Raw genomic sequence first — 20,691 nt, 5'->3', positions numbered from 1 at the left:
ACCTTCACAGAAGTAATTCCCGTTCTTATGAACTATTCCGGTCATAGGGTCACCTTACTTCAATTCCTGTAAGTCCATTTTACAAACCGGACAGGTTCCTGGTTCATCGTATGTTTTACCATCCTCACAATCCATCGGACATTGATAGGCCGTCGAAGCATGAAGTTCTTCATGGGTTTCTGACTTAGGTTCGGCTTTTTTGTCCTTGCACGAGGTAAGTACCATCGCGATGAATGCCATTAATATAAGTGATAAGGCGGTTGACTTGATTTTCATGGTATTTGTTTTATCAAATGTACACTATTTTAATCTTGTGCCCATTTAACCCAAGATCGCAAAGGTTCAATCACTATAAAAACTGTTATAATGCCAAATAAATTAACGGTGCTGGCAGATATATTCGATAGAGTAGGGGCCACATCAAATTTACCTAGTTAAACCAAGGGTTTACTAACTTTTTTTCTTTTTTGCTTCAATTTATTCCACCATATAAGGGTTCCGGTAATGGGCAAACTCGTCCCGATCAAACAAGCCAAAAAGTAGAGTGTTTTTGAAAACATACCTAAAACCTCCCCGGTATGTATGGGCCGTATTAAAGAGGCTATTTTAACATTCATGGGTTTATCTTGGAAAACATCTACGAATAATATTTCCCCACCTGTATCCATATATAATCGATCGGCGGTTACCGGCGACCAATTGTTATTGTTATATTTTCTAAAACTGTAGTAATTGTTCTTTTTGTTCGGCAAGGAAACTGACAACTCCCCCTCATATTCTAACTTTTCATTGGCCAAAGCTATGGCTTGATCAATGGTTATATTTTCACTTTTGGACAATGCCCCTGTTTCGATCTTTGGTCCGGATCTATCAAAAATAGGAACGCCCATGAGATTACCCAAGCCCTCCCTATACCCATCAAAAGACCAGCATAGTCCCGTTATGCACATAATGACCAAAAAAATACATGAATAGAATCCCAAAGTATTGTGAATATCATGGTTAATACGTTTCCAGTTAGCACTGGTTTTAATGGTAAATCCTCTTTTGAACTGTTTCCACTTAAATTTTCTGGGAAACCAAAGTACAATGCCGGAGATCGATAAAACTAAGAATATTATGGTCGCAACACCCACAATAGGTCTTCCCACGGGTATATCCAACAACAACCATCGATGTAATCTGAACATAGACATCAGAAATGCATCGGCACCGGACTTTTTAATCGTATGCATACTTGCCGTAAATGGATCTACCATTATTTGCGAGCCCCTGCGTTCCTTAGGGTCTTTCTTTACGGTAAAGACATATGGTTCCGTTTCAATATCAGGCAAGGTTACCCCAGTAACGAAACCTTGATCGGATTCCTCTAATAACTTGGACAAATTCTCTATTGAATGTTTTGCCGTACCGACCTCAACATGGACTTCTTCAGCAAAAAAATCTTTTATTTCATGTTCAAAGGCCAATATGGTGCCGCTAAGACAGACCAAAAACAATATAATTCCGCTTCCAAGGCCCAACCATAAATGAATATCGTTGACAAATTTTCTGATACTAAACTTTTTGTTTTTCATATTTATAAATATAAAAACCACAAAACATACAATCCATAAGGTTGTACTTTTGTGGTTCAACTTAAACTAACACATTAAAACATATAGGTTACTACGGCCTCAAGGTTCCTAGGGTCCGTTTGGTTTATATAAGAAGTCCTATAGGCATTGTGCCCTATTTCATTAAATAAGTTATTAACCAAGAACCTTGGACCCCTTTGATCGTTATGCGTATTGGCCAGTTGTGCATAGGCTTTTGGTTCATTATCCGTATTTTTTACATATCCTTCAATCCGGGACTGGGCAAATGATAACTGGATTGCCAATAAAAAAAACAGACATAACTTATTGCACATAATTTTTATTTAGATTGGTTAAAAATAGAAACACAAATTTAAATATCGGATTTGAAATAGCAAATTTATTTAGATTGAATTTAAATAATATTTCCAAATAACTGTTTTTCAAGGTTTTAAAGAAGTTTTTCTTTATTTATGAAAATATCTATTGGATGCAACACATTATTATTAAGCTGTTTATAATGTAAAACTGTTTGTTTTAATGACGTTCAAATAAAGGTGTTCTTTTAATGATTGTTTATTGTTTCAAAAAAACCGAACACTTAGAATTCATTGAAACTTTAAATAATGAATTGAAAAAATTCGCATAAATCGTTATTCCAAGTGATGATTCCTTTTATATTCTATCAGTTTTTGATTTTTTCATGACATCTATACTAGATTTTACTTCATATCTTAATCCCTTGAAACAAACCGACCAAATGTCAGAAAACGAGAAAATTGATCAAGAAGGGATTTTGGATCCAATAAAACTGAAGGAGAAAATAGGATACGGACTGGGGGATTTAGGTTTCAATTTCTATTGGGCCAATATTTCGGCATTTCTATTGATCTTTTATACGGATGTTTTTGGAATTTCAGCAGCAGCAGCGGGTACCATGATGTTGGTCACAAAGATTGTGGATGCTTTTACCGATCCCATTATGGGGGCCATCGCCGATCGCACAAAAACACGTTTTGGTAAATTTAGACCCTACTTATTATGGGGTGGACTTCCCATGGCCGCTGCAGGGGTAATCACTTATACCACACCCGATTTGGCCGAAGGCGGCAAAGTCATTTGGGCCTATGGCACCTATACGCTAATGATGATGATGTACACTGTTCTAAGTGTGCCTTATTCCGCTCTTTCAGGAGTAATTACCGGTAGGAGCCAAGATCGCACGGAGCTCATCAGTTTTCGATTTATCGCCGCTTTTACAGGCACCACCTTAGTCAACTTCTTTACTTTGGATTTGGTGGAATTCCTAGGAAACGGAAACGAAACCTTAGGATGGCAATTGACCATGGGAGTTTACGGGATTCTTGCAGCAATGCTGTTCGCCATCGTTTTTTATACTACCAAGGAAAGGATTTCACCTCCCGCCCAACAAAGAACAAATGCCTTTAGCGACTTAAAGGATTTAACAAAAAATAGGCCATGGTTAGTCCTATTCAGTATCGCTTTGATCATTATGATTACCATCACCATGCGAGCAGGCGCTTCTATTTATTACATCAAATATTATGTGAACCGGCCTGACCTGATAAAATACTTCCTTACTGCATATGGACTGGCATTGGCTGCCGGGGCGGCAATAACCCCCTTATTGACAAGGTTTATTGACAAGAAGAACTTACTTATCCTATTAATGACAATGACCGGGATATTATCGATCCTTTTCTATTTCATTCCCAGTGATGCCATTTGGTTAATGTTCACCGTACATATTCTCATAGGTCTTGCCTTAGGCCCAAAATCGCCCTTGGCATTTTCGATGTATGCCGATACGGCCGATTATACCGAATGGAAAACCGGACGAAGGGCCACTGCGATGACATTTTCCGCAGCAATATTTTCCCAAAAATTGGGAGGGGCCTTAGCTTCTTTTGCTATCGGAGCCGTATTGGCTACCATGGGTTATGTGGCCAATGAAGCCCAATCAGATGCCTCACAAACGGGTATTATACTTACGATTAGCGTTATGCCCGGAATTGTAGCGTTATTGGCAGCATTTGTTATGCGATATTATACCTTGGACAATGCCATGCTCAAAAAAGTGCAAAGTGATTTAAAAGAACGAAAGATTGCCGAAAAACAATGATACGATCTGTTGAAAATGGAGCCCGATTAGAACTCGATACCGCTGTAAAAATACCCAATGCATCCGCATTTTTATGGAACAAGAAAATGATGGTACATATGAATTGCCGTGGATATGCAGTTGCACAGTTCATGCAGCCCGAACCTGCAAAATATGCACATGCGCCCAATCTGGAGGCCAAAACCTTTATGCAACCGGAACAACCTTATTATGCACATCATCCCGGGCGGTTTTTTTATGTTAAGGATGAAGAGACCGATCGTTTGTTTTCGGCTCCCTATGCTCCGGCCAAAACCCCTTTGGATAGTTTTGTTTTTTCCGCTGGAAAAAGTGATATCCTTTGGAAAATAGAGCATGACGGACTCTTTATTGAAATGTGTTTAAGCCTTCCTACCAATGAAGCTATGGAACAATGGAGCTTTACCGTTAAAAACAATTCTCCCAAAACCCGAAAAATAAGTGTATATCCCTATTTTCCTGTGGGTTACATGTCATGGATGAACCAATCAGGACAATACGATGCTAACTTGAATGCCATAATATGTTCTTCGATTACACCGTATCAAAAGTATAGGGAATATGACAAGATCAAAACATTAAAGGACAAAACTTATCTGCTAGCGGATACTATCCCTACTTCTTGGGAAGTGAACCAAGCTACTTTTGAAGGAGATGGCGGATTGCATTATCCTACTGGAATCACAGGGATAGAGCTTCTCAAAGGCGATGCACTTTATGAAACCCCGGCATGTGTTTTTCAATACCGGGAAGAATTACAGCCCGGTCAGGAAAAGACGTATAGATTCCTTTTTGGTCCGGCCAAAGATGAAACGGAAATTTCGGATATAAAAAATAGATACTTTATTGAAAGGATTGAAGATAAGGTTACCGGATTTGAAAAAACCAAAAGGGAATATGATGATTATATAGCAAAGGGAAAGGGATGTTTACAAATCAAAACCCCGGATGCGGCCTTGGATAATTTCGTAAACAACTGGCTCCCACGACAAATTTATTACCATGGGGAAACGAATCGCTTAAGCACCGATCCCCAAACCCGTAACTATCTACAGGATAATATGGGCACAGGTTACATTCAAAAAGAAGTGGCAAGACAGGCCTATATCAAAGCTTTATGTCAACAAGAGGAAAGTGGTGCCATGCCCGATGGTATATTGATTCATGAAGACGCCGTTCTAAAATACATTAACCAAGTACCCCATACAGACCATTGTGTCTGGTTGCCCATTTGCTTAAAAGCTTATTTGGATGAAACCAATGATTATGGACTATTACAAGAAATAATTCCTTATAAGGGTAATAGAAAATCAGCAACGGTATCGGAACACATTAATCTGGCTATGCTATGGTTATATAAAACTAGGGACAAAAGAGGCCTGAGTTATATTGAACAAGGGGATTGGTGCGACCCCATGAACATGGTCGGGCCAAAAGGAATAGGTGTTTCGGGCTGGTTGACCATGGCAAGTAGTTACGCCTTTAAAACATGGGCGCAAATATGCATCAATAACAATACAGAGGATATCGCCAAGGATTTTTTAATAAAGGCAGAAGAACTCAACTCTTCCATCAATGAACATTTATGGGATGGTGATCGGTATGCAAGGGGAATTACCGATGACAATGTGGTTTTTGGGGTAAAGAAAGATCCGGAAGGACGTATTTTCCTGAACACCCAAAGTTGGGCCTTACTATCGGGAAGTGCCAACGTTGATAAAAGTAAAAAGATCATCGACACGGTAAAAAATGAATTGGAAAGTCCTTATGGCGTGGAGATGCTGGCTCCATCATTCACAAAAATGCGCGAAGATATTGGCCGTGTTACCCAAAAATTTCCAGGTTCCGCTGAAAATGGCGCGGTTTACAACCATGCTGCGGCATTTTATATTTTTGGCCTTTATGAAGTCGGTTATACAGAAAAAGCCTTTGAAATACTTCGAAGAATGATTCCTGGCCCCGATGAAAAAGACCTTATCCAAAGAGGACAGCTACCCGTATTCGTCCCAAATTATTATCGAGGGGCCTATAGACAATTTCCACGTACGGCGGGTAGATCTAGTCAATTGTTCAATACAGGAGCAGCGCCATGGTTATACCGTTGTCTCATCGACGGACTTTTTGGTCTTAGAGGTGATGTTGACGGACTCCATATAAACCCACGATTACCCAAGGAATGGAATAGGGCAGAGGCCATTCGTGAATTCCGGGGAGCTACTTTTAAAGTGAACATACAACGAGAATCAGGTATTTCAAAAACAAGGGTAAAAGTTGATGATTCATTATTACATGGGCAAGTAATCAAAGACATTCAAACAAGGATCTATAGAGTCGACATTCGTATTCCTTAGGTTAGTACAATTAATGATGTGGTTTTCTCGGTTGCTATTGTGACCAAACAATTTAACATCCATTCTTATTTATTTTGTATACTTCCATACGATTATCATGATGTTGGTTTTATGCTAGCCAATTTTCAATTAAGTTCGCAAAATGAAAAAAATACTGATACTTTTCTCACATCCTAAGTTCGAAAGTTCCAGGGCCAATGCCGTTCTAATCGACCATATCAAGGATAAAGAGGGGGTAACCTTTCATGATCTCTATGAACAATACCCAGATTTTCATATTGATGTACCGGCAGAAAAAGCATTATTGCAACAGCACGATGTAATTATATGGCACCATCCTTTGTATTGGTATAGTTGCCCGCCTTTAATGAAACAGTGGATAGATATGGTTTTGGAATTCAACTGGGCCTATGGCCCCAAGGGGAAGGCCCTGCATTCCAAAATATGCCTTAACGTGATTACGGCTGGTGGTACTCGTGATCTATATTGCTCAGACGGGACCAATAGTTTTTCCGTAAATGAATTTTTAAGACCTTTTGAACAAACCGCGAATTTATGCGGCATGACATTTTATCCTCCATTCGCCGTCATGGGAACCCACAGACTACCAGATGACTCCTTAAAGAAGCATGCTGTGCAATATAGTGCCTTGATCGATTTATTACAACAGGATATAAACCTGGGTGAGATTAAAGGTTGTTCTTTTCTAAACGATATCCCCCATTTAAAAACCGAATAACAAATGACAGGAAGTATACTTTTTCAGGCCATAGTTTTTTTAGCGGGTGCGATTATTTGTGTATCCATTGCTAAACGTTTGGGTTTAAGTTCGGTTCTGGGGTACCTGTTGGCAGGCGTTATGATCGGTCCGTTTGTACTAGGGTATATTGGTGAAGATGGTCAGGATATCCTGCATTTTGCAGAATTCGGGGTTGTGGTCATGTTGTTTTTGATAGGACTCGAAATTGAACCGAAAAACTTCTGGAAGATGCGAAAAACCATTCTTGGTATGGGAGGTATTCAGGTTGCGGGTACCATGTTGCTATCGTACGTGTTCTTTGTTTTTTTGGGATTTGAATGGAAGGTATCCTTGGTCATTTCAATGGCCGTTGCTTTATCATCCACTGCCATTGCATTACAGACCACCAAGGAAAAAGGCTTAATGGATACTACATTTGGCACCTCTTCCTTTTCAATCTTGCTTTTTCAGGATATCATTGTAATCTTTATGTTAGGTGCTATTCCTTTATTATCAAATAATAAGAACGGAACAGTTTCGGAAAACCAGACCGATCACGCGAGTTTAATAGACACATTGCCTTTGGGATTGCAAACATTGGCCATTATCTTATCTGTAGTACTTATAATTGTCGCTGGTAAATATTTGATCGTACCCATGTTAAGAAAAGTTGCCAATACGGGTGTTCGTGAGCTATTGATCGCAGCTGCTTTCTTAATTGTATTCGGTATTTCATTTCTAATGGAATATGTTGGGTTAAGTCCTGCTCTTGGAGCTTTTTTAGGTGGAGTAGTGCTTTCTAACAGTGAATTTAAACACGAATTGGAAAGTACACTGGAACCCTTTAAAAATTTGCTCTTGGGGTTGTTCTTTATGGCCGTAGGAGCATCTATTAATTTCCTCGTCATTGCGGAAAGCCCCTTGACCATCGGGGGAATATTGATTGCAATCGTTATAATCAAAGCTATTGTCTTATTTGTGACGGGACATATTTTCAAATTAAAATTGGACCAAAAGATTTTGTTGACCTTCAGTTTGGCCCAAATCGGTGAATTTGCCTTTGTATTACTGTCATTCGCCTTTAATCTGAATATCCTTGATCAGGAACAAATGGATATGATGTTGGTCATAACTGCCCTGACCATGACCTTAACCCCAATCATAGGGATAATCAATGAACGTATCATTCTTCCGAAAGTTGGCACCAAAGAATCGATCAAAAGACCTATGGACCATATCGCGAAATCCCATAAAATAATCCTCGTGGGTTTTGGACATTTTGGAAACACCGTAGGTCGTTTTTTACGATCTCATGGCGTAGAGGCCACGATTTTGGACCAAGACTCCAACCGTGTCGATTTTTTGCGTAAAATGGGTTTCGAGGTTTACTATGGTGATGCCACCCGTATAGATCTGTTGGAAGCGGCGGGTATAGCCGATGCAAAAATACTGATCTGTGCCATAGACAATCCAAACGTGACCAAACAGGTAACCAAGCTCGTAAAATCAAAATACCCACATGTAGAATTAATGATAAGGGCCAAAAACCGTTACGATGCCTATGAACTACTGAACATGGGTATAGAGAACATTTATAGGGAATCATTGGAAACCTCCCTGACATTGGCCAAGGATGTTTTGAGTAAAATGGGCTTTAGAAAATATACCCTGAACAGGCAGGTACAAAAATTCATTAAGTACGATGAAGATATCTTAAGGCGCTTGGCTACGGAGCCAAAAGACGACAAAAACTATATTTTTAAGGCTAGACAGGAATTGGAGCAACAAGAAAAGTTCCTGAATGAGGATTTTGAAAGGGGTATCGTTGAGTACGACAAGCATTGGGATAGCGAAGCTATAAGACAAACGTTAATGAAAAACCAAGACTAATTGATCTTGCTGTAATTTTCCGTCCTTTATTACTTAATACAGTGTATAACCAATTTGTTTCTAAATTCTTAAAAACATAAAAATGGTAATTATAGCTCTGTGCATTCCTGACTTATCCTACTTAAAAACCTAGTTTGCGCTTCATCGAAAAACAATATTGAAATAAAATATCAAGGATAATAAAAGGTTATTGATTATATAAAAATGATAATCGAAAACCTAAATTTTCGCTGATGAAAAACCGAACTAAATACAATCTCATACTACTTATGCTCCTTTTCGGTACCGTAATTTCATGTGTAAACAATGAAGGATCCGATGATTTGGATATTTTGGACCCAACGGAAGAAAATACCTCTAGTGAAGAAGATGGGGATATTATAGAAGCTGAGGGTTCTGGTGATGAGCAGACCAACACAACAGGTTGCTCCAAAGAGAATAGTGTATACAATGAAGCTGATGGAATCGTTAGCATTGAATTCGAAAGTGCCCAATTCGGTGATAATTGGGAGCTAAAATCCGAAGGGAACAATTATACCGGAGAAGGTTATATGGTCTGGACAGGTGACCAATTTTTGGGCAACCCGGGTAATGGTTTGGCCACTTTCAAAATTAACATAACGACCCCTGGAACGTATAGGTTTGAATGGCGTTCATCGGTTACCATTGGTGATTTAGGCACTGAACATAACGACACCTGGTTGCGTTTTGCTGATGCTGATGATTATTATGGGGAGAAAGACGAAAGTCGTGTCTACCCAAGTGGAACAGGCAAAACCCCGAACCCCAATGGATCCTCGAAAGATGGCTGGTTTAAAATCTACCGAAGCGGTAATGACCTTGACTTTAAATGGAGTACTTCGACGAGCGACAATGATGCCCACAAGATTTATGTGACATTCAATTCGGCAAAAACCTATACTATGGAGGTTTCTGCTCGATCTTCTGGACACGCCATTGATAAGTTCGTTCTTTTCAAAGATCCATGGACCTTGAATGAAGCAACATCCGCTAACAATACCATGAGTTCGATAACTTGTGACTAGTTTTTTAAGAACATGCGTAGGTAAGATCAATGGTAAAGTAAAGAACCATCCTATTTATCGATCAATTATTAGTGTTCGACGAGACCTACCCTATATTCGTATATATTCTTTTAAAGTACTTTTTGATAAAGTTAATTTTGGCAAAAGAAATTTTACTAAATAAAAAGAATGAAAAAAGTACTCTTATCATTGGTCTTTGTAGCTGCTTTTACAAGCTGCAATAGTGTAAAAAACATGAATACATCCAACGTTGCAGACGCAGCGACACTATTAAGTTCATTAAGTTCTAACTCCACCGTACAACAGGTGGCCAGTCTGTTTACTTTATTGGATACCAACAAAAGCGAAGCTATCGAGTCATCGGAAGCCATCGGGTCAGTTGCCGAAAACTTCAATGTTCTGGACAAGGACAATAATTCAAGTCTTAACCTTACCGAATTGGAAGGTATACTTTCCTTGTTAAATTAATAAAACCGTATTATTGAAAAAAGGGCATATTCAATTGAATATGCCCTTTTTTAGTGCTATAAATTAACCTTTTCAGTAATATGTATACATGAATCCTTGAAATGTATACGTCAGCATCAAATCATCGCAGTACTTTTACCCCCTAAAGATTTTTTTCGATTTAGGAAAGGTTTATATTTAAAAGCATGACAACTTTCATTACCATAAATTCAATCACCAAGGTCCACAAGCTCCTGGGATTAAAACCACCTAAGCACCCTTTGGTGTCTGTTATTTCGGTTGAGGACATGCAACATCATATCGATTTGGGCAATGCTCGCATTTCTTTGGATTTATTCGTTATCAGCTTAAAGGAAGATGTACAATGTAATTTCGGTTACGGAAGAAACTCCTATGATTTTACCAATGGCACAATGGTTTTCTCGAAACCAGGGCAAGTCTTAACCCCTCAAAGTGCTACAGTTTCCGAAAATCCCACCGGTTGGATGCTTTTTTTTCACCCAGATCTAATCCGTAAGTCAGGATTAGGTAAGAGCATTGATAACTATTCATTCTTTTCCTATGAGGTTTTTGAAGCGCTTCATCTTTCTGAAGAAGAAAAAATGACCCTAACAGACCTTATATCCAAAATTGAGAAAGAATACCAGCAGCAAATAGATAAGCATAGTCAAAAGTTGATCATCTCCAATATTGAACTATTGTTGGATTATTGCCTTCGGTATTATGATAGGCAGTTTTATGTGCGCACCAATTTAAACCAAGATCATGTAACCAAATTCGAGGCTTTCCTAAGAACATATTTTCAATCGGACAAACCTTCAGAATTAGGTCTTCCAACCGTAAAATATTGTGGGGAACAACTTCATATGTCCTCTAATTATTTGAGTGACCTACTTAAGAAAGAAACTGGGAAAAGCGCAAAGGACCATATCGATACGTTCGTTGTTAACAAGGCCAAGAACAAGCTTATGGGCAGCACGGCTTCAATCAGCAAAATTGCCTTTGACCTTGGTTTCGATTATCCGCAACATTTCAGTACGTTATTCAAAAAGAAGACCGGTATTAGTCCGGCCAAATACCGAACCCTCAACTAAAAAATATTGAAACGATTCCTAAAATACATTAAACGAATGATATTAGCCATATTTCTCCTGGCGGCCTTTTTGATAGGAGCCTACTTTTTATTCAACGCCTATTACCCATCGTTTGGTGGTGACGTATCGAATGAACGACAAACCCAATATGCCTCCTCGACCCAATTCGAAGATGGGAAATTCGTAAACATCAACCGTGTTAATATGGATATGGGGTTTACACAAACCATGTCCATGCTCAAGAAATTCTTTTTCGAAAAAGTTGAAAACGGAAGACCCAAGAACGACATAACCGTTCAGAAAATAGATTCTTCGAACATAGCCGATTATGCGAGTCCGACCCGCTTTGTATGGTTTGGGCATTCCTCTTTTTTAATACAGATGAACCATAAAAACATCTTATTAGATCCAATGTTCGGTGACGTTCCCGCACCTCACCCTTTATTGGGAGGTAAGCGTTTTAGTTCCGAATTACCCATAGAGATCCAAAAACTTCCTAAGATCGATGCCGTTTTGATTTCCCATGACCATTATGACCATTTGGATTACGAATCCATTTCCTTATTAAAGAATAAGGTAGGAACATTTTACACTCCCCTTGGTGTTGGTGTGCATTTAGAAGCTTGGGGTGTTCCTAAAGAACATATCGTTGAGCTCGACTGGTGGCAAGAGACGACATTTGACGATCTGCAGTTTGTCTGTACACCAGCGAGACATTTTTCGGGCCGAAAATTATCGAACAGGCAGAGTACATTATGGTCATCATGGGTAATCAGCTCCCAAACAGAAAACATATTTTTCAGTGGTGACAGTGGTTATGACGACCATTTCAAGGAAATCGGGGAAAAATATGGGCCTTTTGATTTTGCAATGGTGGAATGTGGACAATACAACAAAATGTGGCCAGATATACATATGTTCCCGGAAGAAACGGCACAAGCGGGATTGGATTTAAAAGCGAGTAAGATTATGCCCATTCATTGGGGGGCATTTAAATTGGCCTTACACTCATGGACAGACCCTGTTGAACGGGTTACAAAAAGAGCAACTGAGTTGAATTTACCGATAATAACACCAAAAATAGGAGAGGCTTTTTTATTAAAACAAGAGAAAATCGAAAACCAGGATTGGTGGCAATAATTTCCCAAAAGCCAAAAGATTTGTAAAAATTCAAAACCCTGTTTTCGCTTTGAAAACAGGGTTTTTTATGTATGAACAAATCCACAACAAAAGAATTGTACAACCAACACCAAAACGATTCAACTAAACCTTAATTATATTCAAAAAAAATGGGGAAATGATAAAAATTCTTCAACTCTTGTGCGTTTCACTTGGTCTTTTAGTAATTTTAGGCGAGACCAATCTATATAAAGCCTAAATGAAAACACATTTACTACCGATTATCACCTTATTTTCCTTATTCATCACAACAAGTATATTCGCTCAAGATTTTTCAGCCTTTCAGTATAGGACCGTTGGTCCGGAAAGGGGAGGTCGTGTAACGACCGTTACGGGAACCCCTTTGTTACCGGGTACGTTTTATTTGGGCGCTTCGGGAGGTGGCGTATGGAAATCCGATGATTATGGTACAACTTGGAACAATGTCTCCGATGGTTTTTTCGATACACCATCCATAGGGGCCATAGAAATAGCCGCCAATGACCCCAATATCGTTTATGTGGGAACCGGCTCAGACGGACTTCGAAGTAATGTAATAAGTGGTAAAGGAATGTACAAATCCATAGATGCCGGAAAAACATGGAAACATATAGGTTTGCCCAATGTTGGGCAAATAGGTGCCGTAGAAATAGACCCAACCAACCATAATATCGTTTGGGTAGCCGCAATTGGGAATGCCTTTAAACCCAATAAGGAACGGGGTATTTACAAGACCATGGACGGGGGCAAAAACTGGGAAAAGGTTTTATTCATTTCCGAACAGGTAGGCTTCGCAGATTTGGAGTTATTACCGGGCAATCCGAATATCGTGTATGCCGCCGCATGGAAAGCGGAACGTAAACCATGGACCATCATTTCCGGTGGTACCTCGAAAGAAGGGGGAATTTACAAATCCGTCAATGGGGGTAAAGACTGGTTTAAATTGAAGGAAGGATTACCGGAAGACTTGATTGGAAAGATAGACTTGGCCGTATCCCCTTCAGATTCCAGCATTTTATATGCGGTAATAGAGGCTCCGGATAAAGAAGGTGGTGTGTATAAATCCATAGACCAAGGAAAGACTTTTGTACAAACCTCTAACAATAAGGGTTTGGTCAACCGCCCTTTTTACTATACCAATATTGAAGTGGACCCAACAAATCCCGATATCGTTTATTCCAATGCCAATCCATTATTAAAATCGGTCGACGGTGGTAAAACATGGAAGCGCATGAGTGTACCCCACGGTGACAATCATGATATATGGCTTAACCCTAATAATCCCGAATTACTTATACAAGCCAATGACGGAGGAGCCAATGTTTCCCATAATGGGGGAAAAACGTGGTCTACCCAATTCAACCAACCTACATCGGAATTGTATCAGGTAGAGGTAGATGACCAATATCCCTATTGGTTGTATGCAGGACAACAAGACAACATGACCACTATTGCCGTTCCTAGTTTTCCGCCTTATGCCATACAGGATGCCGGTCGTGGTTTCATCATCAACACCGGGGGTTGTGAAACAGGTCCGGCAGTACCAAAACCGGGAAACCACAATATCGTTTATGCCAATTGCAAAGGTAGGTTCGGGGTTTTCAATAAGTTAACAGGTACCGAAAAAGCCTATTATGTAGGAGCTTCGAATATTTACGGACATAACCCCAAAGATTTAAAATATCGTTTTCAGCGGGTATCCCCAGTTCATGTTTCCCCCCATAATCCGGATGTAGTGTACCATGGATCCCAATACCTGCACAAGACCGATTCTGATGGTTATAGTTGGGAAACCATTTCCCCTGACCTTACCGCCTTTGAAGAGGATAAACAGGTGATCTCGGGAAGTCCCATTACACGTGATATCACAGGGGAGGAATATTATAGCACCTTATATTCCATTCAAGAATCGAAATTGGTCGAAGGATTGATTTGGACAGGGTCCAATGACGGAGTAATCTCGGTGACCAAGGATGGAGGAAAGACTTGGACAAACGTAACGCCGAACAAACTTCCCAAAGGAGGAAGGGTAGAATCCGTTGCACCTTCACAATTTAACCCTGCAAAAGCTTATATCGCCGTAGACCGGCATTTATTGGGAGACCCAAAACCTTATTTTTACAAAACCACTGATTATGGTGAAAGTTGGGAACTGCTGAGTGTAGATGGCAATGGTATCCCTGCCGATTACACCAGTCGTGTATTACGTGAAGACCCTGTTCGTGAGGGTTTGCTTTACGCAGGTACAGAATATGGAATGTTCGTTTCCCTTGATGATGGTAAATCATGGAAATCCTTTCAACAAAACCTTCCGGTAACACCGATTACGGATATCAAAATATTTCGGGGGGATTTGGTTTTGAGCACCATGGGAAGGGGATTCTGGATTTTGGATAATATCACCAGCCTACGTCAACCAAAAATCGAAGAACTCACCAATGAACCTATTTTGTTTAAACCAGATACCACGATTAGGTACCGATTTCCGATGATGCGGAACATTAAGTTCCCGAAATATCCCAGAACAGCGGTATATATCGATTATTATGTGCCAGAGGGAAGCCAAGGAGGTATTACCCTTGAGATACAAGATACCAAAGGGAATCCAGTTACGGCAATTGTAAGCGATAGCACAATGGTAGACAGTAAGTTGGAGGAAGAGAACATGAACCTAAGTCGTACCTTGCGTTATGTAGATACCAAGTTAAATGGTAATCCGGGACTGCACCGTTTTGCTTGGAACCTAAAACAAAAGGGAGCGTGGGATAAGGATGCCAAAAAAAGCTATAAAAATGGACCCATGGTCGCACCGGGAACCTACAAGGCACAATTGACCGTTAATGGAAAATCGGTTATGCAGGAGTTTGAGATTACGATGGATCCCAGAATCATTGCCCAAGGCATATCCGAAAGCGATATCCAGGAACAATTGACCATGCAGAACCAAGTGATCAATTTACTCTCCGATGCTCGAAAACTTGAGGCCGACCTTGAAGAACAGGTCAAGGATTTAGAAGGAAAAAAAGGGAAGAAAGCTACTAGCCGATTGGAAGGCTTACAAAGCATCCTTAAAAAATTAAAGAACGATGAAGGTGCTTATCCCCAACAGATGTTGGTTTCCCAAATTTCATATTTGTATTATATGATAGGGCAAGCCGATCAACTTCCCGGTAAGGATGCACAAGACCGTTATAAAGAATTGACCACTGCTTTTAATGCCATAAAACAGGAGGTTGCTGCATTCTAGAATTTGTTCCGGATACGAACTTTAAAAAGATTGACTGGAGGTTTCCTACTCGGCTATAGTTGTATTATTTTGGAATACTCCATAAAATAGGACTCAAAGCGTTTCAATTTTGGGTGCAGTTTTTCCGAATAGAGCACGTACTGGCATTTTTGAATACTCTGTGTAATGGAAATAATCGCACTTGTATCTGACTTTTGAATCAGGAAATCAGCATCATCAATACTGAATATCTTTAATTGTGAAGTGCTCACCCCATTCAATAAAAACAGCTTGTTCATGGTTTTCGGTGTGGAAATAAGAATATCAACCCCCTCGAAAATTTCTGATTTCTGTATATCGATATGCAGTTCTTCGTACCCTACATAAACGCGTAGCGAATTGTATTTGGTATATAGCAAAAATGCCTGGTATATTTCCATTGCCCTTTCTTTGTTCTCAACAAGAACTACTGCTCTGGGTGCTTTCCCCACAGCCTCACATTTTAATTTTTGCAAGGTCGTTAGGATAAGGGTCGTTGTCTTGCCCGCATCTTTTGGTGCCGTGCAAAAGACATTGGAACCACTTTTAATTACAGGAATACTTTTTTTCTGAAAAGGGGTCGGCTCAGAAATATTCATGCGTTCCAAGCTCTCAAGTAAATTGGCATGTAATTTTTTAAAAGGCATACGCTTATAGAAGATGACGGTTTATAATAGGATTCATTTTCAAAGGAACAAATATACCACCTAGAAACGGAAAGGGACATTGTTCATAAAATAGTTGTTTTTATACATAATGGTCGATTCTTGTATCAAGGTCATTCTGACCATCCAAAAAAACAAGTTAATAACGCTAAGTGGTTCAGAATAAAGGTGTAGTTTCGCGCCTCGTAAAAAAACTATGAAACGTATAAACCAATATAAGAAGCTGTTCGGTGTTGAAAAGGATATCGACCTAAAGACATTAAAGTCCACATACCGTAATTTGGTCAAGGAATGGCACCCCGATAAGTTTCAAGAAGGTGATGCCAAAAGGGAAGAGGCCGAAGTGAACAGTCGTACTATTATTGACGGTTATCATTTCTTGGTGAGTATCGCCCCGGAAACCCTGGCAGCGAACTTAGATGCCTATACCGAAACCATTACAAATTCAGGAATTGCCGATTTCGTTCATAACGGATTGGTGTTGGAGATCACTTTTTTGGACGGAACGACTTACGAATATTTTGGGGTAACCAAACCCATTTATATAAAGATGGTAAATGCCAACAAATTGAATCGTTTCGCAAAGCGTACAATCTATCCTAAATACACGTACAGAAAATCAAAGCGTACTCTTCAAGAAGCTTAAATGATTCTTATTGATAAGCTAAGCCTTTAGGTATTCATCAACCTAATAAAAAGAATTAATGCACCAGTTTAGGCTTTTGCCCATTTGGTGTCGTTATCTTTGCCTAAATCCATTTTATGTCAAAACAATTCTCCGCTTTAGGAATCAAGGAACAACTTCTAGAAAGTCTGATCGATTTAAAGATTTCCGTTCCAACGGATATTCAAAAAAAGACCATTCCAATACTTCTAAACCAAAAAGACGATGTAGTCGCTTTGGCAAAAACCGGAACCGGTAAAACGGCAGCTTTCGGCCTACCTCTGTTACAATTGATAAATCCTGAAAACGCCGATGTACAGGCAGTAATATTGTCCCCAACACGGGAATTGGGACAACAGATATATGCAAATCTAGTTTCGTATGCAGCTCATTGCCCAGGGATTTCGATAGCTTCAGTTTGTGGCGGCATACCCATAAAGCCCCAAATAGATCGTCTAAAAGAAGCTACGCATATTATTGTGGCCACCCCGGGCCGATTGATAGATCTGATACAGCGAGAAGCAGTAAGCATCAAAAAAATAAAGTATCTAGTTTTGGATGAGGCCGATGAAATGGTCACAGCCTTAAAGTCGGATTTGGATAAGCTCGGCCCTGAAATGCCGAAATCCAGAAGAACACTATTGTTTACGGCAACCATGCCGGGAACCGTGAAGCAATTGGTACAAAACTATATGTCCAAAAACGTGGTGCACTTAGAAGCCGATATGGCACAGATGGGCCACCAAGGCATAGACCATGAATATATTGTGGTAGAGCCTATTGAAAAATTAGAGGTTTTACTTCATTTTCTTAATAGCAAAGAAGGACAAAGGGGAATTATTTTCTGTAAGACCAAAGCGGCCGTGAATAAATTGGCAAAGAAATTGGCCATTAATAAATTCTCGTCCGGTGCTATCCACGGTAGTCTTACCCAAGGAATCCGTGATCGGATCATGGGACAGTTCAGGGAAGGATATATCGATATTCTCGTGGCCACCGATTTAGCTGCCCGTGGCATTGATGTTAAGGAAGTCTCCTATGTCGTCAATTACCATTTACCCGATACTTATGAAGCCTATGTACACAGAAGTGGCAGAACGGCAAGGGCAGGGGCGAAGGGACTCTCCTTAAGTATCATACAAGTAGACGAGCTTGCCGATATTCCCGAGTTTGAAAAAGAGTTGGGATTGGTTTTCACTGAAATGAAGAAGGAAAGTGAAGCGGATAAGGAAGAAATCAATTTGTTGCTTTGGGCCAAGAGAATATTCAAGACAAAAACCAACCGTACCGTATCCGATGACACCAAAGAAAAAATAAAGACCATTTTCCATCATTTGACCAAAGAGGAATTGATTGAAAAAGTTTTGGCCGATCATTTAATAAAGGGTACCACCCATGCTAAAACAGAGGCTTTCCAAAAGAAGTAAGATCTATGGCCAATACAATACGTAATCAACAGGATATTTTAGATAAGTTAAGGATTTCCGCATTGAATCCGATGCAGGAGGAAGCACTGGATGTGATTCAGCAATCAGACAATATCGTTTTACTTTCCCCCACGGGAACTGGTAAAACCCTTGCCTTTCTATTGCCTTTGATCAAGACACTAAATCCGGAATGTTCCGAAGTTCAGGCATTGGTACTCGTACCTTCACGGGAGTTGGCCATTCAGATTGAGCAAGTTGTCCGTGATATGGGGTCGGGCTTTAAGGTAAATGCCGTATATGGAGGCCGATCAATCTCCAAGGACAAAATAGAACTGAAACATACGCCGGCTATTTTAATCGGTACACCTGGTAGGATCGCAGATCATTTCAGAAGTGATCGTTTTCCAAAAACGGAAATCAAAACCTTGGTTTTGGATGAGTTCGACAAATCGTTGGAAACCGGTTTTGAAGGAGAAATGAGTGAAATAATACCACAATTACCCAATCTTAGGAAACGTATTTTAACTTCGGCCACACAGGGTGTTGAAATTCCACCTTTTGTGCAATTGGATTCACCAACTATCATTAATTACCTAAAAGACAAGAAAACCTCCCGACTGACCATAAAAAAAGTGATTGCAAAAGAAAAGGATAAATTACAGACTTTGGCAGATTTGTTACACCATATAGGCAATGAACCGGGAATCATTTTTTGCAACTTTAAGGATAGTATTGAACGTGTAAGCACGTTTTTGAACAACGAACGAATCAACCATACCTGTTTTTCCGGGGGAATGGAACAGCGCGATAGGGAACGCTCGTTGATCAAGTTCAGAAACGGTACTTGCCAAGTGTTGGTCGCGACCGATTTGGCGGCTAGGGGAATCGATATTCCGGAAATGAAATTTATTATTCATTATGAGCTTCCTAGGGCAGTGGAGGAGTTTACCCACCGTAATGGGCGCACGGCCCGAGTAAACGAAAAAGGAACCGCATATGTTTTGCAAGGGAAGAAAGAATTTGTTCCCGAGTTTATTAGGGATTTAGAAACTATGGATATTTCAAACAAAGCTCCCCGTAAACCCCTATCCAATTCCCAATCTTGGGAAACCCTCTTTATTTCAGGTGGTAGAAAAGATAAAATCTCAAAAGGTGATATTGCCGGACTTTTCTTTAAACAAGGCGGGATCAAGAAAGACCAATTGGGTGTAATTGAATTAAAACAGGACTGTGCCTTTGTCTCTGTTCCTTTACCAATCGCCAATCAATTGGTGCACAAACTGAACAATTCCCGATTAAAAAATAAAAAAGTGCGTGTTACGGTGTTATAATATTCTAAAACCATCACTTTTAACAACACCTTGGTATTGTTTTATCCTGTGAATCTTATTTTTGCGAAAATTTATAAGGAAGTATTGTATTGATTATACAACTGGGAACCGTGTATCATATACATCTTTTTCAAATTGAATACTATTAAAAGTAATTATGGATAAAAGTCCTAAACTAAGTGCTAAAAAATCTAGAATAAGGTTGTTACACCAATACTATTCCTATACTGGTTTTTACGCATTTGTAAAATCCAGTTTAGGCAAGGTAGTTGTACCCATATCATTATTTATCATAGGGTTATGGCTTGTTCATTTATATGTGATCGATTTTCATGATCTTTTTACTTCGATTACGACTACTTATAGCCCTATAGTGATCTTAAGTGTTTTCCTTGCTACGGAATCACTTTTGGGACTCGTACCCCCTGAAATTTTCATTGCATGGGCAGGTAAGACCGATACACCTATTTTCTATTTGTCCGTACTGGCATTTTTATCCTATCTAGGTGGTATAATTTCCTTTTTTATGGGAAAGGCGGTTTCGAAAATCCCATCGATGAAGGCCTATTTTGAAGTGAAAATGGCCAAACATATGAAGATGATCCGAAAATGGGGTGGATTCTTGATCATTGTCGGGGCCCTGCTACCCATTCCTTTTGCCATGACAAGTATTGCGGCCGGACTCATACATTACAGATTCAGGAATTACCTACTATTCGGTTTATTACGTTTTGTACGTTTCTACCTCTATGCGTTGGTAATTTTCAATATTTTTTAAGGATACATTTCTTTAGGTTCGATAGATTACATGGTTTTTTCGAAAAACACTAAAGGAAAGAAGGTTAATATCCAGAA

At 39.6% G+C, this 20,691-nt stretch carries 17 protein-coding genes; 13 read left to right on the top strand and 4 right to left on the bottom strand.

Features of this window, described 5'->3' with window-relative positions; translation table 11 throughout:
* Positions 1-54: 54 nt before the first annotated feature.
* The 3 genes from R3X28_RS07845 to R3X28_RS07835 all read right to left on the bottom strand — a co-directional run bounded on the left by R3X28_RS07845 (position 55) and on the right by R3X28_RS07835 (position 1,912).
* Positions 55-276, bottom strand: a complete 222-nt coding sequence (locus tag R3X28_RS07845) for a heavy metal-binding domain-containing protein (RefSeq protein WP_317663825.1) — start codon at positions 274-276, stop codon at positions 55-57.
* Between the two features lie 158 nt (positions 277-434).
* On the bottom strand, positions 435-1,577 hold the full coding sequence (locus tag R3X28_RS07840; protein ID WP_317663823.1) for a PepSY-associated TM helix domain-containing protein: 1,143 nt from the start codon (positions 1,575-1,577) through the stop codon (positions 435-437).
* A 74-nt stretch (positions 1,578-1,651) separates the two neighbouring features.
* Entirely contained in the window at positions 1,652-1,912 is a 261-nt protein-coding gene (locus R3X28_RS07835; RefSeq protein WP_317663821.1) for a hypothetical protein, read from the bottom strand.
* Between the two features lie 425 nt (positions 1,913-2,337).
* Between R3X28_RS07835 and R3X28_RS07830 the strand changes: the two genes are divergently transcribed.
* The 9 genes from R3X28_RS07830 to R3X28_RS07790 all read left to right on the top strand — a co-directional run bounded on the left by R3X28_RS07830 (position 2,338) and on the right by R3X28_RS07790 (position 15,731).
* Positions 2,338-3,720, top strand: coding sequence for an MFS transporter (locus tag R3X28_RS07830; protein WP_282054927.1), 1,383 nt, complete (start codon positions 2,338-2,340; stop codon positions 3,718-3,720).
* Positions 3,717-6,089 (top strand): GH36-type glycosyl hydrolase domain-containing protein, encoded by a 2,373-nt coding sequence (locus R3X28_RS07825; RefSeq protein WP_317663818.1) that lies wholly within the window; start codon positions 3,717-3,719, stop codon positions 6,087-6,089. The genes R3X28_RS07830 and R3X28_RS07825 overlap by 4 nt, the downstream gene beginning before the upstream one ends.
* 142 nt (positions 6,090-6,231) lie before the next feature.
* A complete protein-coding gene (locus R3X28_RS07820) occupies positions 6,232-6,828 on the top strand; it encodes an NAD(P)H-dependent oxidoreductase (protein ID WP_154365494.1) in 597 nt (198 codons plus the stop codon).
* A 3-nt stretch (positions 6,829-6,831) separates the two neighbouring features.
* Positions 6,832-8,718: a monovalent cation:proton antiporter-2 (CPA2) family protein gene (locus R3X28_RS07815; RefSeq protein ID WP_154365496.1), complete on the top strand. Its 1,887-nt coding sequence runs from the start codon at positions 6,832-6,834 to the stop codon at positions 8,716-8,718.
* Between the two features lie 233 nt (positions 8,719-8,951).
* On the top strand, positions 8,952-9,764 hold the full coding sequence (locus tag R3X28_RS07810) for a hypothetical protein (RefSeq protein ID WP_317663814.1): 813 nt from the start codon (positions 8,952-8,954) through the stop codon (positions 9,762-9,764).
* 168 nt (positions 9,765-9,932) lie between these two features.
* Positions 9,933-10,232 (top strand): hypothetical protein, encoded by a 300-nt coding sequence (locus R3X28_RS07805; protein ID WP_154365499.1) that lies wholly within the window; start codon positions 9,933-9,935, stop codon positions 10,230-10,232.
* A 185-nt stretch (positions 10,233-10,417) separates the two neighbouring features.
* Positions 10,418-11,326: a helix-turn-helix domain-containing protein gene (locus R3X28_RS07800; protein ID WP_317663812.1), complete on the top strand. Its 909-nt coding sequence runs from the start codon at positions 10,418-10,420 to the stop codon at positions 11,324-11,326.
* A gap of 36 nt (positions 11,327-11,362) precedes the next feature.
* Positions 11,363-12,466, top strand: coding sequence for an MBL fold metallo-hydrolase (locus R3X28_RS07795; RefSeq protein WP_317663810.1), 1,104 nt, complete (start codon positions 11,363-11,365; stop codon positions 12,464-12,466).
* Between the two features lie 238 nt (positions 12,467-12,704).
* Entirely contained in the window at positions 12,705-15,731 is a 3,027-nt protein-coding gene (locus R3X28_RS07790) for a VPS10 domain-containing protein (protein WP_317663808.1), read from the top strand.
* A 53-nt stretch (positions 15,732-15,784) separates the two neighbouring features.
* Here R3X28_RS07790 and R3X28_RS07785 read toward each other — a convergent pair whose 3' ends face one another.
* Entirely contained in the window at positions 15,785-16,396 is a 612-nt protein-coding gene (locus R3X28_RS07785) for a DEAD/DEAH box helicase (protein ID WP_154365508.1), read from the bottom strand.
* 214 nt (positions 16,397-16,610) lie between these two features.
* Here R3X28_RS07785 and R3X28_RS07780 point away from each other — a divergent pair, with 214 nt between their 5' ends.
* From R3X28_RS07780 to R3X28_RS07765, 4 genes are all read left to right on the top strand, one after another.
* Positions 16,611-17,060, top strand: a complete 450-nt coding sequence (locus tag R3X28_RS07780) for a KTSC domain-containing protein (protein ID WP_154365510.1) — start codon at positions 16,611-16,613, stop codon at positions 17,058-17,060.
* A gap of 116 nt (positions 17,061-17,176) precedes the next feature.
* Positions 17,177-18,505, top strand: coding sequence for a DEAD/DEAH box helicase (locus R3X28_RS07775; protein WP_154365512.1), 1,329 nt, complete (start codon positions 17,177-17,179; stop codon positions 18,503-18,505).
* A 5-nt stretch (positions 18,506-18,510) separates the two neighbouring features.
* On the top strand, positions 18,511-19,836 hold the full coding sequence (locus R3X28_RS07770; RefSeq protein ID WP_317663804.1) for a DEAD/DEAH box helicase: 1,326 nt from the start codon (positions 18,511-18,513) through the stop codon (positions 19,834-19,836).
* A 157-nt stretch (positions 19,837-19,993) separates the two neighbouring features.
* Positions 19,994-20,614, top strand: a complete 621-nt coding sequence (locus R3X28_RS07765; protein WP_154365516.1) for a YqaA family protein — start codon at positions 19,994-19,996, stop codon at positions 20,612-20,614.
* The last annotated feature ends 77 nt before the right edge of the window (positions 20,615-20,691 follow it).

The sequence above is a fragment of the Maribacter sp. TH_r10 genome (genome assembly GCF_033101095.1).
Lineage (GTDB): Bacteria > Bacteroidota > Bacteroidia > Flavobacteriales > Flavobacteriaceae > Maribacter_A > Maribacter_A luteus.
This window is presented reverse-complemented; position numbering and strand designations above follow the sequence as displayed.

Excerpts from the sequence above, each read along its gene's own strand:
- R3X28_RS07845 (WP_317663825.1), bottom strand. The coding sequence starts at position 276 with ATGAAAATCAAGTCAACCGCCTTATCACTTATATTAATGGCATTCATC.
- R3X28_RS07840 (WP_317663823.1), bottom strand. The coding sequence starts at position 1,577 with ATGAAAAACAAAAAGTTTAGTATCAGAAAATTTGTCAACGATATTCAT.
- R3X28_RS07835 (WP_317663821.1), bottom strand. The coding sequence starts at position 1,912 with ATGTGCAATAAGTTATGTCTGTTTTTTTTATTGGCAATCCAGTTATCA.
- R3X28_RS07830 (WP_282054927.1), top strand. The coding sequence starts at position 2,338 with ATGTCAGAAAACGAGAAAATTGATCAAGAAGGGATTTTGGATCCAATA.
- R3X28_RS07825 (WP_317663818.1), top strand. The coding sequence starts at position 3,717 with ATGATACGATCTGTTGAAAATGGAGCCCGATTAGAACTCGATACCGCT.
- R3X28_RS07820 (WP_154365494.1), top strand. The coding sequence starts at position 6,232 with ATGAAAAAAATACTGATACTTTTCTCACATCCTAAGTTCGAAAGTTCC.
- R3X28_RS07815 (WP_154365496.1), top strand. The coding sequence starts at position 6,832 with ATGACAGGAAGTATACTTTTTCAGGCCATAGTTTTTTTAGCGGGTGCG.
- R3X28_RS07810 (WP_317663814.1), top strand. The coding sequence starts at position 8,952 with ATGAAAAACCGAACTAAATACAATCTCATACTACTTATGCTCCTTTTC.
- R3X28_RS07805 (WP_154365499.1), top strand. The coding sequence starts at position 9,933 with ATGAAAAAAGTACTCTTATCATTGGTCTTTGTAGCTGCTTTTACAAGC.
- R3X28_RS07800 (WP_317663812.1), top strand. The coding sequence starts at position 10,418 with ATGACAACTTTCATTACCATAAATTCAATCACCAAGGTCCACAAGCTC.
- R3X28_RS07795 (WP_317663810.1), top strand. The coding sequence starts at position 11,363 with ATGATATTAGCCATATTTCTCCTGGCGGCCTTTTTGATAGGAGCCTAC.
- R3X28_RS07790 (WP_317663808.1), top strand. The coding sequence starts at position 12,705 with ATGAAAACACATTTACTACCGATTATCACCTTATTTTCCTTATTCATC.
- R3X28_RS07785 (WP_154365508.1), bottom strand. The coding sequence starts at position 16,396 with ATGCCTTTTAAAAAATTACATGCCAATTTACTTGAGAGCTTGGAACGC.
- R3X28_RS07780 (WP_154365510.1), top strand. The coding sequence starts at position 16,611 with ATGAAACGTATAAACCAATATAAGAAGCTGTTCGGTGTTGAAAAGGAT.
- R3X28_RS07775 (WP_154365512.1), top strand. The coding sequence starts at position 17,177 with ATGTCAAAACAATTCTCCGCTTTAGGAATCAAGGAACAACTTCTAGAA.
- R3X28_RS07770 (WP_317663804.1), top strand. The coding sequence starts at position 18,511 with ATGGCCAATACAATACGTAATCAACAGGATATTTTAGATAAGTTAAGG.
- R3X28_RS07765 (WP_154365516.1), top strand. The coding sequence starts at position 19,994 with ATGGATAAAAGTCCTAAACTAAGTGCTAAAAAATCTAGAATAAGGTTG.